Here is a 17,875-nt window from a genome sequence, read left to right as displayed (position 1 = left end):
GGACACGATCAGGATCGTCTGCCCGAGCGGGTGGGTGTGCCACGCCGTCCGCGCGTTTGGCTGAAGGTGACGAGTGCGCCCGAGAGCCCGCCGCTGTCAGCGAAAGGGGTGTCCGATCCGAACCGCCCCCGTGAAATACTTGGCAGGCCCCCGGGCCGAGGGTTGCGATCCGGCGCGTGTGATCTCCATGAGCGGTCCTCTATCCTCGCCGCTCACATAGGCCCGGTGCTGGAATGCGATTAGCTGTTGTAATCCGCACGAACCTATATCAACGGTTCATGAATGCGACGCGAAGACCTGTCCGACCTGGGGGCGTTCCTGGCCGTGGCCGAGGCCCGGAGCTTCACCCGGGCTGCGGCCGGGCTCGGCACGTCGCAGTCGGCGCTCAGCCACACGATCCGGCGGCTGGAAGCCCGGCTCGGAGTGCGCCTGCTCACGCGTACCACGCGCAGCGTGGTCCCCACGGAGGCAGGCGAAGCGCTTCTCGGCACGCTGGTGCCGGCGTTCGACAGCATTCAGGGGCAACTCGCCACGCTGGGCGCGATGCGCGAGCGGCCGGCCGGCTCGGTCCGCATCACCGCGTCCGAACATGCCGTGACCACCGTGCTCTGGCCGGTGCTCCACCGGCTCCTGCCCACCTACCCGGACATCAACGTCGAGCTGAGCATCGACTCCAGCCTGGTGGATATCGTGTCCGGCCGCTTCGACGCCGGGGTGAGGCTCGGGGAAGCGGTCGCGAAGGACATGGTCGCGACCCGGATCGGACCCGATCTGCGCATGGCGGTGGTCGGCTCCCCCGCCTATTTCGCCAGCCATCCCGCTCCGGCCACCCCGCAGGATCTCGCCAGGCACCGCTGCATCAACCTACGCCTGCCCACGGCCGGCGGCTTCTACGCCTGGGAGCTGGAGAAGAACGGCCACGAGATCCGGGTCCGGGTCGACGGTCAACTGGCGTTCAACAACACGACGATGGTGGTGCGGGCGGCCGAGGCCGGGTTCGGACTTGCGTTCGTGATGGAGGATCGCGTGGTCCGGCAGCTTGCCGAGGGCCGGCTCGTCCGCGTGCTGGAGGATTGGTGTCCGCCCTTCACGGGCTACCACCTCTACTATCCGAGCCGCCGGCAACCCACGCCTGCCTTCGCCATTCTCGTCGAAGCGCTTCGCTATCGGGGATGACGTGAGAGGCTTGTTCGGGTCGGAAGCTCAGGCGCCTTCTTCCTACTTCCGTAGAGGGCTGGGATTCCAGTTGCTGCCGACGGCTGGCGAGATGGTCGGTGCAGTCGGCCGCGACGGTGACGAGCAATGACCTTCGGCCTTGATCCGGTCGAATCTGGGTCGGGGGATCAGGGGCGTGTCGAAGGTCCGGCTATGCCGGCTGCCTTCGACCCAGACATCCGCGACCCGCCCGCTCACGCTGGCGGTCCGCATCAGCGCAGCCCACAGCCGTGCCGCCAGGCCGGCGGCTGGCTTCTGACCGGCCATCACGATGCCAGCCGCGTGGTCAGGTCGCGTACCCGCTCGGCCAGTTCCTCCGGCCGCATGGCGGGCGGCTCCGGCAGGGTGACGAGCCTCGCTTGCGCGAGGGTTATGCCCCGACCGAGGTGGCCACGGCCTGCGCCCCCTCCGGGCTATTGCCGGCCAGTACCTCGATCGCGGCCACCACGCGCTCCACCTGTGGCGAACGCCGCAGCCAAAGGGACGAGCCGGGGCCGGCCGGAGCAGGCGGCGCGGCTGGCGTCGTTCCGCTCTCCAGCATGGCCGTGCTCGATGTCGTAGGGGGCTCGGTTCCGGGATCGCTGGCAGGGCGCGGCACCACCACCAAGCCGGCCGCGGCGACAACGAGGCGGACCCCGATGCCGCGAACAGCGAAGGATCAATACAAAGACGTGCCGGTATGAGTGACAAGAATTATCCAGGCGCGAGCAGAGTGGTCGGCTTCAGTCCAGGTTCAAGTTCAGGCTTTTGACCACGGGGTCCCACACCGCGCGCTCGTCGGCGATGAGGCGCGCGTACTCCGCCGGGCCGCCCGTCAGCGGCTCCAGCCCGATCTCCAGCATGCGGTTGCGCACGGCGGGATCCTGCAGAGCGGTCGCCACCTTCTGGGAGAGCCTGCTGACCATGGCATCCGACGTGCGGGCCGGCGCGACGACGCCCTGCCAAGCATAGGCCTCGAAGCGAGGCAGGCCGAGCGCCTCCGTCACCGTCGGCACGTCGGGTAGGCTGGCGAGGCGCTGGGGCGCGCAGACGGCCAGGGGACGCACCCGGCCGGAGCGGAGCGTCTCGCCGCCTGCGGCGGCGTCCACCACGGCGGCTTCCAGCGTGCTGGCCATCAGGTCGTTCAGCACCGGCGCCATGCCGCGATAGGGCACGTGGTTCATGGTCACGCCCGTCTCGCGCGCCACCCGCTCCATCGCCAGGTGGTGCGGCGAGCCGACGCCGGGAGAGCCGTAGGCGATGGTGCCGGGCCGGGTCCTGGCCCGCTCCAGCAGGTCGCTTGCGTCGCGAGCCTCCGAATCCTTGCGCACCGTCAGCACGAGGTGGAAGCGTGCCATGAGGCCGATCGGCGCGAAGTCCTTCGCGGGGTCGTAGGCCAGGCGGCGGTAAAGGTTCGGGTTGAAGATCAGCGTCTCGTTCCCGGCCGTGAACAGCGTGTAGCCGTCCGGCGCCGCCCTGGCCACGGCCTCCGCCCCCACGGCCGTCGCGGCGCCGGGGCGGTTCTCGATGACGATCGGCTGGCCCAGCCGCGCGGACATGTTGGCCGCGATCAGACGCGCGAGGATGTCCGTGCCGCCACCGGCCGCGTAGCCGACGATCCAGCGAATGGGCCGCTCGGGATAGGCGGCCAGAGCCTCGCGCAGCGGGAAGGCGGCAGCCGCCAGCCCCGCGCCGAGAGCGGTGCGTCTTGCGATCATGAACGTGTTCCTCTTGGTCAGGCCACGCGGGCCGTTCTGGTTCGGTGATCTTGCCCCGGCGATCCGGGCCGCATAAGCGCCGCCCTCAGAGCGCTAGGGTGAGCTTGCACCCGCAGGCGCGGGAGCAGCAGGCCATCATGCGGCTCCCGCCCGCGCGCTCGGCGGCGCTGAGGACCTTGTCGCGATGGTCCACCTCGCCCGCCAGCACCTGCACCTCGCAGGAGCCGCAGAGGCCCTCGCCGCAATCGCTGGGCAGGTCGATGCCCGCGGCCTGCAGGGTCTGAAGGAGCGTCCGGTCGGCCGGCACCCGCAGCGAGAGGCCGGAATCCCGCAGATCCACCTCGAAGGCCGATTCGACCGTGGGATCGAGATGCGTGCCGGTCGCCGCGAAATGCTCCACATGCAGCCGGGCGGGGTCACCCGCCATGGCAGCCTCCAGCGCTGCGAGCAGCCGGTCGGGGCCGCAGGCATAGACCTGCGCGTCGCCCGGCGCCGAGGCGGTCACCGCGCGGAGATCGAAGCGCCGGCCCTCGGAGCCGGGATAGAGGCACAGCCGCGCGCCGTGGTCGCGCTCCAGCCTGTCGAGGAAGGCCATCGTGGCGCGGTCGCGGCCGGCGTAATGGATGGCGTAGCCCTTGCCGAGCCGCTTCAGCCGGTCCGCCATGGCGATGATCGGCGTGATCCCGATGCCGCCCGCGATCAGCACGTAGCGCTCCGCGCCCTCGTCGAGCCGGAAGTGGTTCTTCGGGCCGCGGACGCGGAGGATGTCGCCCGCCCGCACGGCGTTGTGGATATGCGCCGAGCCGCCCCGGCTCAGCGCCTCGAGGCGCACGGCGACCTGCAGGCGGCGCCGATCCTGTGGGTCGCCGCAGAGCGAGTACTTGCGCTCGTACTCCCCGACGACGAGGTCGACATGCGCGCCCGGCGTCCAGCGCGGCAGGTCGCGCCCGTGCGGGTCCTCCAGCACGAGGCCGAGCACGCCCTCCGCCTCCGGCCGCAGCGCGGCCACCCGCAACTGCCGCGCGACGGCCTGCCGGGCCGGGGCGCCGATGGCGAAGCTCGCCCGGCGGTCCAGCGTCGCGGGATCGCGGCGCTCGGGGTTGAGGGCGGGGTTCCAGCGGACCCGCAGGTGGTGCGGCCCGCGGAAGGACGTGTTGGGCAGGTAGGCCAGCTCCTGCTCCGGCACCAGCTCCATGTGCGGCAGGCGGCGCGTCAGCTCCTCCAGGAAGATCCGCATCTCCATGCGGGCGAGGTTCTTGCCCATGCACTGGTGGCTGCCGTAGCCGAAGCTGAGGTGCTCCGTCGTGTTGTCGCGGTAGATGTCGAGCTCGTCCGGGTTCTCGAAGTGCCGGCCGTCGTGGTTGGCGGAGGCCATGACGATCATCACCTTGCCGCCCGCGGGGATGGTGACGCCGCCGACCCGTACCTCCTCCAGCGCGAGGCGCCGCCAGGCGACGATGGAGCCGGAGAGTCGCAGGCATTCCTCGGCCGCGTTGGGAATGAGGGTAGGATCGGCGCAGATCGCGTCCCAGGCCTCGCGGTTCCGCAGCAGCAGCAGCAGCGCGTTCGCCGTCGCGTTCGCCGTGGTCTCGTGCGCGGCGACGATGCCGGCCATCATCATGGAGTGGAGGTAGGAGTCCGTGATGACCTCCGGCATCTCCTTCTGCCGGCGGATGGCGTACTCCATCCAGCCGTGGCCGGAAGGGTCCGCCCGCATCTTCTCCAGCACCCGCCCGGCATACTGCCAGAACTTGCCCACGGCCTCGGCGACCGCGACCTGCTCCTCGGGGCTCGGGCGGCCCCAGGTGTTGACGGTGTGGGCGATCGAGTACTCCCGCAGCGTGTCCATGTCCTCCTCGGGCACGCCGAGGAAGTGGAGCGCGACGGTCAGCGGGATCTCCCAGAGCATCTCGTCGACGAGGTCCACCTCGCCGCGCTCCACGAAACGGTCCACGTATTCCCGGGTCAGGCGGCGCACCATGGGCTCGTGATGCACCAGCTCCTCCGGCAGGAAGGAGTGCAGCAGCGCGCGGCGGCGCTCCAGGTGCGCCGGCTCGTCCTCGTTCACGAGGGTGCGGTTCATCCCGTAATCATAGCGGCGGAGGACGGCGTTCGCCTCCTCCGACGTCGGCGTCACCTTCTCCAGCGCGATGGAGGGGGAGAAGGCCTCGCCGTTGCGGAAGATGGCCTTCACGTCCTCGTAGCGGGTGACGACCCAGTAGCCGAGGCGCGGGCTGAAGAAGACCGGCTCCTTCGCCCGGGACCAGCGCAGCGCCTCCGCGGGATCGAGTTGGTAGGGGCCGTCGAAGGCGTCGAAGGCGGCGGCATTCGCCGAGACGGGGCAGCCGTTCGGGGCCACGGGAGCGGCCTTGTGGAAAGGGCATCCGGAGGCAGCCGGCGCTAGATCGTCCATCCCGTCCATCGCTTCCCCCTATTTACTAATATCGCACAGTATGCTTCGTTAATAGGACATTAGAATGCGCGAGGTCCGCGCGTCAACGATGCGATGCGCGGCCGTCTCGAATGCCTGTCCGCAACAAGGCGGCCGCGCGGCACGGCGGGAACCACCACCCCGTCCCCGCGCCCGGCGATCCGGCGCAGCAGCGTCGTGGCATAGCGCTCGGCGGAGACGGTCCGGCATCTAGTTCGGCCAGAGCCCGATCCTCGGAGGGAGGCGCCCCGGCCGGGGAGGCGGCGGGCTGCGAGCCTGGAGCCAGAGCCGCCCCGTCAGGCACCACGAGGCCCACCGCGGCGGTTCATCCAGGGCGCAGGGCGTCGTGTCGGCCGGGATGGGAGACCTGCTTGCCCTTCACATTCACATCCTCTGCAAGCTGGTCGAAGCGGCCACCACGCGAGGCCGGTCGGGCCTCCGGACCAGTGCACGCTACGAAGGACAGGGACGGGGCAAGCCCGTGCTGCCGTCGAGCTCGTCGGCGCACCACCCGCGCCTATGGAACTATATTTACTGATAACGCACAACAATTATCATTTATCGTGCCGCAATGAACCGAGCAGGGGAGCGTCAACATTGCCCAGTAAGGGAGCCACCGTATCAGGCGCCGCGCGCAAGGAAGCGGCCGGGACGGCGTCCGGTAACACGCTCCAGACGCTTGACCGCGGGCTGCAGGCGCTGGACCTGATCTCGCGCCAGCCCGAGGGCTTGTCCGTCGCAGCCCTGGCCGTGCAGCTGGAGGTGCACCGCGCCATCGCCTACCGACTGGCGACGACGCTGGAGAGCCATGCCCTCATCGCACGGGATTCGAGCGGTCTCCTGCACCTCGGAGCCGGGCTCCTCGTCCTCACCTCACGCTTCGAGCCACAGTTGCGCACGTTGGCCTTGCCGCTCCTACAGGAACTGGCCCGCGCCACCGGGGCGGCCGCCTTCGTATCCGTGGCACGGGGGACGGATTGCATTGCCATCGCCGTCGCGGAGCCGGAGGTGGGGCTGCTCCGAGTAGCGTACCGGGTCGGCAGCCGGCATCCCCTGTCGAAGGGCGCGGCGGGGATCGCGATCCTATCCGGGCGGAATGAACGGTCCGACGATCCGCCGGCGGTCCGGGAGGCGCGCCGGAGCGGCGTGAGCATCACGCGAAGCGAATTGCAGCGGGGGGCGGTCGGCGTTGCCAGCCCCCTGCGTGGGGTGCCGGGCGTCGAGGCAAGCCTCGGGATCGTCGCGCTGGAGGGTCTGGACGTCGACACGTCGACACGGCTGGTGATCGAAGCCACCGACCAACTTAGGAAGGCGCTATCTCGAGATGACTCCGCGCTGTCCCGTCCGATCGAGTGATACCGACGAGTTCTTGTTCCGGCCCTTTGTTGCCGATGGCCCCCAGCGGAGGTGACGCCTCCCCTGGAACCCCTCCGCCGGTGTCATGGTTCCTTAACGAAGATAATGGATCGAATGTGCGTTTTGGTTCCCAAATCAGGATAATCCGGGTCATGTGCCCACCCACCGCGATAAGAATCCAGGCCAACGGCATTGCCGTTGCTGCCATTCGTCCCGATCGGCATTGGTCAGGTGGTGATGGATGGTTGCAAGATCGTCCCGCCAGGATCCGGGGAGGTAGCGAAACGCCTGGCGCAGAATCGGCGCACCTGTGAGTATCGTTGCCGTGGCAATCATGAAGTAGCGGCTCTCCAGCGAGAGACGCACAAAGTCGACCGGACCCGGCCGTCGCCTCCACGACATGAACCAGGGATGGTCCAGGCACTCCGACGCATAGGCCTCGTAGACGAGGCGATCCGGAGCACGACGATCGGCCCGTGAAGGCCCAGAGCAGATCCTGTAAGACGACGGCCCTGCTCCAGCTTCTTCCCTGGTGCGGTCTCTTCCTGGATGCTGCCACCGTCAGCAGCGCTTCCTCGACCAGGGCCATGTCCTGGTGGAGGTGCGTGCTCATGCCCGTAGAGTCTATCTCAGGTGGAAGCGGCACTGACTTTCTTATTCCGAGCGGCTCGCCGCGGTTCACATGTGGAATAGGTCGACAAACTGCCTTCCTGTTGCGATGGCCATGTCCAGTGACAGGCCGACGAGCTGAGCCCGCTGGAGGACTGGCTGCGGCGCCGGCTTCCACGTGGCACCGCAACCAGCGACGGCATCAAGCATCAGCAAGGTCCGCGTTCTCATGGCCTTGGCTGCGCTCAACCAACCAGTCGGTCAGCTCATACCACCTGCGCCGAGAGCCAAGCTGAATCGCTTTACGCAAAAGCGATCCCAAAGTGATCCGGTGCATCGCTCATGATGAAGGGTTTCGTAATCGCGACATGCTCCGCACTCTCGGAGATCGCCTGGATGACCTCCGCACGCGAGACGCCCTTGTCCAGGAGCCCGGTCCACGTGGCAAGTCCGCCCGGATCTGCAGGACGGTTCAACGCATTGATGTAGAGAGCCTGCACGAACTGCTGGTTGCCGAGGCCACCATAGAGCGCACGGTATTCGCTGGATTCGGTAAAGGCAGCGGTCATGGTGGCCTTGGTGAACTGTCCGGCATCGAGCGCGGCGCGCCAGCTCGCCAAGCCACTCACATCAGGGAGCCGATTCAAGGCGGCATCGTAGAGCAGGGCGACGAAGGCAGCGTTCTCGTCCACATCCCATATGCCCACGGCATCCTCAGCCGCATGAGCGCGCTTGTTCTCCGGGCTTTCGCTGAACCCGATCAGCACGGAGGCACGGCTTGTGCCGGCGGCGAGGGCCGCTGTCCATGTCGCTTCGCCACCCGGATCAGGGGCACGGCCCAGCACGTTCTGATAGAGCAGCGCCACATAGTCCTGGTTGCTCGGATGGCCGTAGCGGTACCCGAACTCGGCACTGTCCAGGAAGCCGTTGGCGAGTGTCAGAAGAGGTTGCCCGGCTTCCAGTCGATCGATCCAGAAGTTGAGGCCAGCCTGTTCCGGCTCGCGCCCCAACGCTGCATCGTATAGTCGGCTTACCTGCGCCGCAGCACTGTCCACCGACAAATGGAGCCTGCCATCGACGAAGTCCACCTCTTCGACATTGCGGAGCAGGGCCGTCTGGCTACGCAGGTCCAGCCTTAGGCTGCCATCGTCGATCAGACTCGTCTCGGTGCCCCGGAAGCCACCCGCCACCGACACCACGTCGAAGCCTGCGCCGGCCTCGATCCAGCTATTGCCCGCCTCCAGCGCAATCCGGTCGTTGCTGCCGCTGGCCTGGATGAAGTGGTCGAAAGCCACGTCGGCTAGGTTCGGCGGAGAGGTCGGTGGGTCGGCGGGCGGGAAGGCCTGGGCGATGGCGATGGCGCCGGCGCCACTGAAGGTAGAGACCCAGTTCTGCGCCAGGACAGGTACCACGGCGTCCGAACCGACGAGATCGCCGGGCGCATTGGCCGTGGTGGCCACAAAGCGGACTCCCGGCAAGGTGTCACCGGGTTTCGCGCCCTGGAACAGACCGTTGTTGAGGATGATCGCAGAATCGGGCCCCAGATAGAGCGCCATCCGGCCATCCTGAGTCCGCTGGATGGCCGCGAAGCTGTTGTAGCCATAGATTGTCAGGGTATCACCCTCGGCCGGATTGAGGTCGAGGAGAAGATCGACGCCATCCCCCGCCTGCCAGACGAAAGCATCCGCGCCGCTGTTCCCCTCCAGCATGTCGCCGATGACGATCCCGGTGAGGTTGCCCTGCTGGTCGAGCGAGATACGCCCGTCATCCCTGCCGCCGATCACGATATCCGCCCCGTCGGCACCACTCAGCCGGTCGTTCCCACTGCCACCCGCAACAAGGTCGTTGCCCTGGTTGCCCGTCAGGATGTCGTCGCCAGAACCGCCGAAGAGGAGGTCGTCGCCCCCTTCGCCCTGCATGTTGTCCCGGCCGGGACCCGCGATCAGGACATCGTTGCCGTCACCGCCCTCGCCGATATCGTCGCCCTCGCCGCCGATGATAACATCGTTGCCGCTCTGTCCCTGGACATTATCGTTGCCACGGCCGCCCCAGAGCGTGTCGTTGCCGTCATGCCCGTTCAGCGTATCATTGCCGTCGCCACCGAACAGGGTGTCATTGCCGCCAAGTCCGTTGAGCGAATCATCGCCGCCTTCGCCATAGACTCGCTCGGGATTGGCTGTTCCGGGAAAGCCGTTATTGCCGTTGCCGAGCACGAGGGTCGGTGCCGTCACAGGGGTCTGGCTCAGATCCAGCACGAGGCCGGCCGTGCTGAGCAGGCTACTCCCGCCTGATGTCAGCGTGACCACAAGGCTGGAAATGCCATTGACGGCGGTGGCATCGCTGTCCAGCGCCTCAGAGCCGCCCTGGTCCTGGGGAGCGAAAGCGGTGCCGATCAGGGGTGCGAAGCCTGTCCGATAGCTGCCCGGCGCCAGTCCGGTAAAGGAATAGGCCCCGGTGGCATCCGTCACCGTGCTGGGCCCCAGTGGCTGGCCCAGGGCATCGAGGAGGCGCACGGGCACGCCCGGAAGGGTCTGCTCGCCGGCATCGTGAACGCCGTTGCCGTTGACGTCGAGCCAGACATCCCCGCCGACTGTCACCGGGCGATAGAAGCCGGCGTCGCGGCTGCTATCGGGGCCCGCATTCACGAAGACGACGGTACCGCCATTGGCGAGGGCATCGCTGTCGAGCGCGTCGTTGCCGCCCGCATCGGCCCGCGTGGCCACATAGCCTGCCGGCGCCTGGAACTGCAGGCTGTAGCTTCCACTCGGATAACCCGCGAAGAGATAGGAACCGTCCGCCGCCGTGACGGTCCGCGCAACCTCCTGTCCGCCGACATTGAGCAACCGTGCAACGACGCCCCCGAGGCCCGGCTCCCCGGCATCCTGGAGCCCGTTCCCGTTCAGATCCTCCCAGGCCCGGTCACCGATCCTCGTATCGTACCAGAAGCCCGCATCCGTATTGCGTGCTGCCTCCGCAGAGGAGAGTGTGATCGACCCGGTCGTGCCGGTGGCGTCGATATCGCTGTCGGTGAGGTCGCTTCCCACATCGCGCGGCGAGGCATGCGCTTGTGAAGGGGTGTCGAAGCGTATCCGGTAGGTACCGGGAACGAGGCTCGGGAACAGGTAGTTGCCGTTCGCGTCGGTGGTGGTGGTCTGGCCGGTCGCAATGCCGCTGGCGTCCAGCAGGGTCACGCGCAGGCCAGCGATGCCCGTATCCTCGGCATCCTGGATGCCGTTGGCGTTGCGGTCCAGGAAGACGCGGTCGCCGAGCGAGGCGGTGCGCCAGAGACCGAGATCCAGGCTGGTGACCTGGGCGCCGGAGGTGAGGGCGAAGGGCGCCGAGATCCGGCCCACGGGGTCAAAGTCGCTGTCGGTGGCATCATTGCTGCCCCGATCGAGCGGTGAAAGCAGCCAGCCTGCGGCATCGCTGGCGATGCGGTAGCTGCCGGGGATCAGATCGCCGAACAAGTAGGCGCCGCTGCCGTCGGTGGTCCGGGTGGCCACCGTGTTGCCCACGGCGTCGATCAGACGCAGCGTGATGCCGGCCAGGCCCGGTTCGCCGCCGTCTTGGATGCCGTTGGCGTTCAGGTCATGGAAGACCCGGTCGCCGATGGAAGCCGGCACGTAGAGGCCGGCATCCAGGCTTCGGTCATCCGCCCCCGCGGCCAGGATGATGCTGGTAGTCCGCCCGGTCGCGCGGTCGGCGTCGCTGTCCACTGCATCGTTGGCACCGATATTCGCCAGGGTAAACTGCTGCGCCGCCGGGCGGCCGAAGGCAACGGCATAGGTACCGGGAACCAGGTCGGAGAAGAGGTACTGCCCCGACGCATCCGTCATGGCGGCGCGCCCGGTGTCGTTGCCCGCCGCGTCCAGCAGACGCACCGCGACGCCCGCCAGGCCCCCCTCCCCCGCATCCTGCAGGCCGTTGCCGTTGACATCCACGAAGACGTTGCCGCCCAGTCGGGCTTCCACGTCCCGGACGGTGTCGGTGTCGCTCGCGCTTCCATAGGTGGTGCCAGGGGTCACGCCATAGACGTTGGCCGGCACGAAGGCTGTCAGGGTGGCGCCATTGGTCAGCAGCGCGCCATGGGCCGGGGCCGTGCCGACCCGCGCCTGGACCTCCACCACCAGGGTGTCGCCGGCGGTCACTTGGTTGTCGCCGGCATTCAGGAGCGTACCGAAGTCGAAGCCGACCTTGCGAGCCGCAGCATCCCAGGTGCCGCTTGCCCCCACCGCCAGCGACGATCCGCCGAGGCGGCCGAGCGAAACGACCTGCGAGGCGACATAGTCCAGGCCGGTGGGCAGCAGGTCGCTCAGGGTGATCGCCTGTGCGCCCTCCGCGAGGGTAGCGGTGATGCGCCAGGTCACCAACTCGCCGGGCGCCACATCGCTACCGCTGGTCGCGGCGTTGTCGGTGGCGAAGAGCACCTTGTCCACGGTATTGACGAGACTGACCGTCACCGTCGCCGGGTCGCTCGCGGTGAGGCTGGTGCCGGACGTCGGCGCGGTGTCGTAGCGCAGCGCGGCGGTGTTGGTGATCGCCTGGCCGTTGACCACGCCATCGGCCAGCCGTGCCTGGTAGGTCACCACCACCGGGGCGGCACCGATGGCAAGGCTGTCGAGCGTCAACCGCAGCGCGCCACTGGCGCTGGTGACCGTGCCGGACGTGGTGGTGGCAGATCCCGCGACCAGGACAAGGCCCGGCGCCAGGGCATCGTCGAGTTGCAGGTTGTAGGCTGGCGCCGTGCTCCCGGTGGCGTGCTTGATGACGACGGAATAGGTCACGATATCGGCGCCGTTGCCCACCACGACCGGCGTGGTCTTGTCGACCAGAAGCAGGGGCCGGACAACCTCGGCAGAAGCGCTCGCCGTGCCGCTGAGCAGCCCGGCGCCGCCCGGCCCGGAAGTGTCGATCTGCGCCGTATTGACCAGCACGCTGCCCGCGGTCAGGGCCGGGCCAGTGACGCGTGCGGTGACAAGGACGGAGAACTGGTCTCCCCCGTCCCGCAGATTGTCGCTGAGATTCGTCACCGTCCCGAAATCAAGTCGCGTCACCTGCCCGCTGGTCGTGGCGACCGGCGTCGCGAGGCCGCGGAGATTGGCACCAACGCTTTCCAGCGAAGCCCCCAGCAGCATCATGCCCACCGGCAGCGTATCGCTCAGGACAACACGCTGCGTGCCTTCGCCCAGCGTGGCCAGGAGGCGAAAGGTCACCGTTTCGCCGATCGCCAGATCGGGCAAAGCTGCGTTGAAATAGGAGCTCCCGGTACCAGCATCGCTGGTGGCAGCGACTGTCTTCGCCAGGGTCGGGCTCAGCACCACCGTGCGCGTTTCGGTATCCTGCACAACCGGCCCGGCCCGCCCGCCCGTGCCGGCGAGGTTGTCGTAGGATAGGCTGGCCGTGTTGGACAAGACCTGCCCCGGCGTGACCGCATCCGCGACCTTGGCGCGGTAGGTGATGGTCAGGGGCGAGCCATCGAGCGCGAGTTGTGCCAGCGACACGGCGATGGCGCCGTTCGTGATCGTGGCCGTTCCCGCGCTCACCGATAGGCTGCCCGCGATGAAGTCCAGCCCGCCGGGAAGCTGGTCCTGTACCAGCAGGTCATAGGCGTTGAGTTGGCTGGTCGAGGCGTGCCGTACCGTCAGCGTGTAGGTGATCTCGGCGCCCGCATCGAGTGCCGTGCCAGCCACCACGGAGGAGGCCTTGTCGATGGTCAGCCGAGGCTCCACGATCTCCACCTTGGCCGTGGTGCTGGTTCCGGCAAGGCCGTTCGCCTCGGCGTAGGCGGTGTTGGTCAGCGTGTCGCCGTTCTCGTTCGATACCGCGTCCACCACCTTCGCCTGCAGGCGGATCGTGACCCGGTCAGCCGCATTGGCGACATTGTCTGCCGCGTTGACGAGGTCGCCGAAGCTCAGGACAATCCGGTCGGCGGTCCCGTTGCCGTTGCTGTCGCCCAGGGTCACCACCGGCGTGCCGACGGCGCCCCCACCCGCCATGCTCAGATTGCCACCGGTCGAGACCAGCACCGCCGACCCATCGACATAGGCCAGCCGCCCGCCTGTCCCCGTCACCAGCGTATCGGGCAGGAGGTCGGTGACGCGGAAACTGGGGCTGCTGCCCTCGGGTAATGTCACCGTGATCTCGAAGGTCGCAGTCTCGCCGATCTTGAGGTCGGTCAGACTGGTGTAGCGCGCCCTGCCGGTATCGGCAGCGTCCGTCGCGACCACGCTCTTCACGACGCTGGGGCGAGGAACCGTAAAGCTGGCACCGTCCGAGACGGTGTAGCTTCGCTCCGCCGTATCCGCCCCGGGCAGACTCGTCCCGGTCACGCTGGCATTGCCGGAGACGGTCGTACCGGCCGCGATCGTGCTGCTGACCGCCGCCTGGAAGGTGACCGTGAGCGTTTCGCCCGGATCGAGACGGCTGAGATCGACCCGCAGTCCGGTGTCGGTGCTGCCATTGCCCGTCACGATGCTCGCCGTGGCTCCGGTTCCCGCGACCGTCACGCTGCCCGGCCGGAAGCCGGCATTGGGCGGCAGGGTCGACAGAAGGTCCGTCAGCACGAGGTCGAGCGCGGAAGCCGCATAGGTGCCGTTGGCGTTGCTGACCTTGACTGTATAGGTCAGCACGTCGCCGGCATCGGCACTGGTCCGATTGACGGATTTGTCGATGCTCAGCGAGGGCTCGACCAGCTCCACATTGACACTACCGCTCGCCGTGACGCGCTTGCCGGCCTCGTCGCCATCCGCGACGCTGACCGTGGCGGTGTTGGTCAGCAGGTCGCCCGCGCTGTTGCTGGTCATGTTCCGGGCACGCGCCACGACCTCGATGGTCAGAAGATCGTTGGCATTCTCCAGGTTGTCGGCGCGGTTCAGCACGTCACCGAGCGTGAAGCTGACCGTATCCTGCACACCGTCGCTGTCGCGATCGGTGATGGCCGGCGTGGCGGAGGTGTTGATCCCCGACAGGTTGCCGCCGATGGAAACGATGCGTGCGGACACGAATTCCAGGTCGCCATTCGTGTTCGGCAGCAAATCCTGGACCCGCAGATCCCGGCTGAGGCCTTCGGAGAGGCGAATGGTCAGACCGTAGGTCACCGTCTCGCCGATGGCGAGGTCGGTGACCGCGGCATCGCCCCGGGCAGTCCCGGTAAGAGCGGAGGAAGTGGTGACGACCGCCTTGGTAATGGTGGGCCCGGCGGTGGCGATCGTGGCCCCGTCGGCCATGTCGGCGGCCAAGCTGCTTGGAACGCGGTTGATGCCTCCCTCCAGCGCGGCGTAGTTCAGGATGCTGGCGCCGTTCAGATAGGTACTGCCCGGCTGCACCGCCGTGCCATCGGGGTTGCTGGCGAGAAGCAGGTCGTAGGTCACAACCACGATGTTGCGACCGCTGGTGGCGTCATAGGCGTCCACGCCCCCGTCCCGAAGTCCCGGGTCGGTGAGACGGAGCCCGCCATCCGTACCGAAAAGGCCACCGCCTTCCAGCGTATAGGCCAAGCTCCGCCCGGCCCCGTCCGTGACCCGCAGGTTGACGCCGCCATCCGGGATCGCGAATCCACTCGGCAGGACGTCCCGAAGCAACAGGTCGAAGGCGCCATTGAGGCCGGAGCCGCTGTTTTCGACGATGAGAGCGAAGCTGACCACGTCGCCGGCATCGACACCGGTCACATTGGCATCCAGCGCCTGGGCGCCGAGAGCCTGGCTGCTCAGCGTGCCGCTGAAGCGGTTCCCCATGCTGCCCGGTGCCGTCCAGTTGACGCCGGCCGGGCTCCAGGCCCCGCCATCCGCATCCGCGATGACGGCATGGGCATTGCTGGTGGCAATCACCGACTTGCTGATCGAGAGTGTGGGCTCGGTCAGTGTGAACTGGATGATGGCATTGTCTTCCGACACCGCGCCCGCCGAGTTCGTCTCCGTGGAGGTGACCTGGTTGGTCAGCAGCAGGCCGTCGCCGAATGGGGCGTCCACGACCCGCACGGTAAAGAGGAGGTCGATGCTGGACGCATCATAGGTGCCGGCATCCACATCGCCGAAATCGAAGAGCAGGCTGTTCCCGGCCGTGTTCCAGGTCACGGTCGGAGCGACGGAGCGGTCGCCGCTGTTGTGGAAGCTGTCAGTGGGGCCGAAGCTGGCGATCCCGACGGCAGGTGGCGTGCCGGAGACACTGTTCACGAAAGCGAAGGACGCCGCCGTGGCGGAATTCGCATCGGCATCGCCGGCCAGCAGCACCGGCAACGGCAGGAAATCGGTCAGCCGCACTTGATGCGCGCTGGTGAGCGGCAGATCGAGCTTGAGACGGAAGGTGATCTCATCGCCGGCGACGATCTGGGTCGATGCTGGGGAGATCACGCCGTTGATGGCGTAGATGGACTTCTCGACCGTGCTGACGGGCAGCGTGACCGCCGCCATGCTGCCGTCGGCGATCGGCCGGTCCGTGACGGCAACTTGTCCCGAGAACACGACAGAGTTGTCCAGCAGGTCGCCCTGATCCACGAGACCATCCGCCGGCACGGGCCCGGTCCAGGCACGCTCCACCACCGAGCGGAAGCTGACCACGGCCGTGGCCGGATTCGGGTTGCCGGCACCGCCGCCCTGCAACGCATCGTCCAGCCCGTGCGCGCGCAGCTCGGCGGAAACGTCGAAGCGCAACGTCGAGACACCTGTGACCGCGTCCCGTGCCACCGTGTACTGAGTCATCGCACCGCTGTAGACGGTAACGCCGTTCTCGCGGACGGTCAGGATCGGCTGGAAACCACCGTCGAAGTGTTGACCATCGCCGAGGCTGTCAGTGAGCAGAAGTTGGTCGACCTCGAAGTAGTTCGAGACCTGGCCCTCCAGCCGCCACTGCAGATGCCCGCCTGGCTCAGCCGCATCGACCACCGACACGTATTTCTGGACGGCGATCGACTTGGCGGTGATGACGTCCTCGGGCCCTGCCGGGTCCAGCGCCACCAGCGTCACCGGATCACGGGCATCCGAGGGCGTCCATGTGCCGGAAAGCTGCGCCTGATCCCGCATCACCCGGAAGGCGCCGGTCGCCGGATCGAGCACCGGCGAGCCGTCCGTGAGAGTCGCGCCGACATAGTAGTCGATCCTGAGGGTAGGGGGAGCGCCGCCCCCCGTCACGGTGCCGTCGAACTGTGCGGACACGTGTCGGCCGTCGGCGCTGACCGTTACCGTGCCAGTGCCGTTCACGATGCTCGCGCCAAGCAGCACGATCCCGTCCGGCAGGTCGTCGCTGAGGGTGAAGCCAGTGAGGCTCTGGCCGGGCGCGATCAGGCCCTGGACCAGCCAGGAATGCGGATAGGACGGGCCGGTGGCGGTCTCCTGCTCCGGACCGACATAGACGACATCCACCTGCGCGATCTGCGGATCGAGGCTGACCGTGGCGGTAGGGCCGCGGACCGGCGAGTCGACGCTGGGATTGTTCAGGGGATCGCGTCCATAGGCGAACCCCCCGGTCGCTGAAAGGTTCAGGGGAATGCCCAGGTCCGCCCCACCCGACACGCCGAGGCGCACGGCGATATCGGCTGGCGTCTGCGGGTCGGTGAAACTCCCGAAGGGTAGGTTGAGGACCAGAAGGGCATCGCCCGGCGTGCCGGTGACGACCAGCGCCGAGCCATCCGCCTGCTTCGCGAAGGGATGTGCGGCGTGGCCTTGCGCATCGAATTCCAGGACCGTCGCGCTGACCGGCTGTCCCAGATAGGTTGCGGCGATGAAGCTGATGCCGTCATTCGCCGGCGTATCTCCGATACCTGAGCCATCGGCGCCGTTCCGGGGAAGCAGGATGTCGAGATAGGGCGCATAGCCCACGCTTGATCCCGATGCGCCGTTACTCTGGTTATCGAAGCGGAAGGTGATCACCTGTTCTTGCCCGATCAGGGTTGGGACTATTGTCCTATTCGCAAGAACTTGGCCGTCTCGGAGAATTTCCACCACAGGATTGGCGGCCATGAAGTATCACCCCAACGTTCGATAGGATGCCAAAGGTTAACGCAACCATTAGATATAAAAAATCACATTTACACAATCTTAAGTTGTTTCTGCATCCGTTTGAGGCGCGCTGAACTTCGCCCATAGCGATCCCGGGCAGCCGATCGATGAACTGTGGCTGCGATTCTCGAGAGCGATCCGCGGTGATCCCCGTGCCGTGCCGATAGCGGCCGTCGACGTGGTGGAAATGGCTGTTGGGTCTGAGGTGGCCAGGGCTCAGGTGACTTTGGGTGGAAGTTGCGGAGTCTCGCTGCTGAGTGCTGGGTCGAGCATCTCGTCCATGACCTCGACGCAGAGGTAGGCGCTTCGCAATTCCACCCACAGCCGCCTGATCCGATGGCCACCCAAACCCTACTTCCCGGCCAGCGCCGCAATTTCCACGACTTCCACAGACGCTACCCGGCTGAATGCCCAAAGTTTGCGTTCCGCTCGGAGTGGTCTTCAATGCTATCCACATTGCTGATCCGATCCTGAGGATGGAGTGAACCAAAGCCTTTCCTTGACCAGCCTGCAGCGGCCACCGGTTCCCGCCGAAGGAGTTCCCGGGCACGGAACACGGTCTCTTCCGAGCCGAG

At 67.3% G+C, this 17,875-nt stretch carries 6 protein-coding genes; 2 read left to right on the top strand and 4 right to left on the bottom strand.

From position 1 onward, the window contains the following. Positions 1-282: 282 nt before the first annotated feature. A complete protein-coding gene (locus tag RGI145_RS21545) occupies positions 283-1,176 on the top strand; it encodes a LysR family transcriptional regulator (RefSeq protein ID WP_075800570.1) in 894 nt (297 codons plus the stop codon). A 409-nt stretch (positions 1,177-1,585) separates the two neighbouring features. Here RGI145_RS21545 and RGI145_RS25235 read toward each other — a convergent pair whose 3' ends face one another. The 3 genes from RGI145_RS25235 to RGI145_RS21535 all read right to left on the bottom strand — a co-directional run bounded on the left by RGI145_RS25235 (position 1,586) and on the right by RGI145_RS21535 (position 5,271). After that, complete coding sequence (locus tag RGI145_RS25235; RefSeq protein WP_156878717.1) at positions 1,586-1,756, bottom strand: hypothetical protein; 171 nt, start codon at positions 1,754-1,756, stop codon at positions 1,586-1,588. 181 nt (positions 1,757-1,937) lie between these two features. Further along, entirely contained in the window at positions 1,938-2,912 is a 975-nt protein-coding gene (locus RGI145_RS21540) for a Bug family tripartite tricarboxylate transporter substrate binding protein (protein ID WP_075800569.1), read from the bottom strand. 85 nt (positions 2,913-2,997) lie between these two features. Next, positions 2,998-5,271: a cytochrome P450/oxidoreductase gene (locus tag RGI145_RS21535; protein ID WP_237183321.1), complete on the bottom strand. Its 2,274-nt coding sequence runs from the start codon at positions 5,269-5,271 to the stop codon at positions 2,998-3,000. Positions 5,272-5,940: 669 nt separating this feature from the next. Between RGI145_RS21535 and RGI145_RS21530 the strand changes: the two genes are divergently transcribed. Continuing rightward, entirely contained in the window at positions 5,941-6,699 is a 759-nt protein-coding gene (locus RGI145_RS21530) for an IclR family transcriptional regulator (protein WP_237183320.1), read from the top strand. 911 nt (positions 6,700-7,610) lie between these two features. Here RGI145_RS21530 and RGI145_RS21525 read toward each other — a convergent pair. Further along, positions 7,611-17,261: an SdrD B-like domain-containing protein gene (locus tag RGI145_RS21525; protein ID WP_083671319.1), complete on the bottom strand. Its 9,651-nt coding sequence runs from the start codon at positions 17,259-17,261 to the stop codon at positions 7,611-7,613. Positions 17,262-17,875 lie beyond the last annotated feature (614 nt).

This window comes from Roseomonas gilardii, from assembly GCF_001941945.1.
GTDB lineage: Bacteria > Pseudomonadota > Alphaproteobacteria > Acetobacterales > Acetobacteraceae > Roseomonas.
This window is presented reverse-complemented; position numbering and strand designations above follow the sequence as displayed.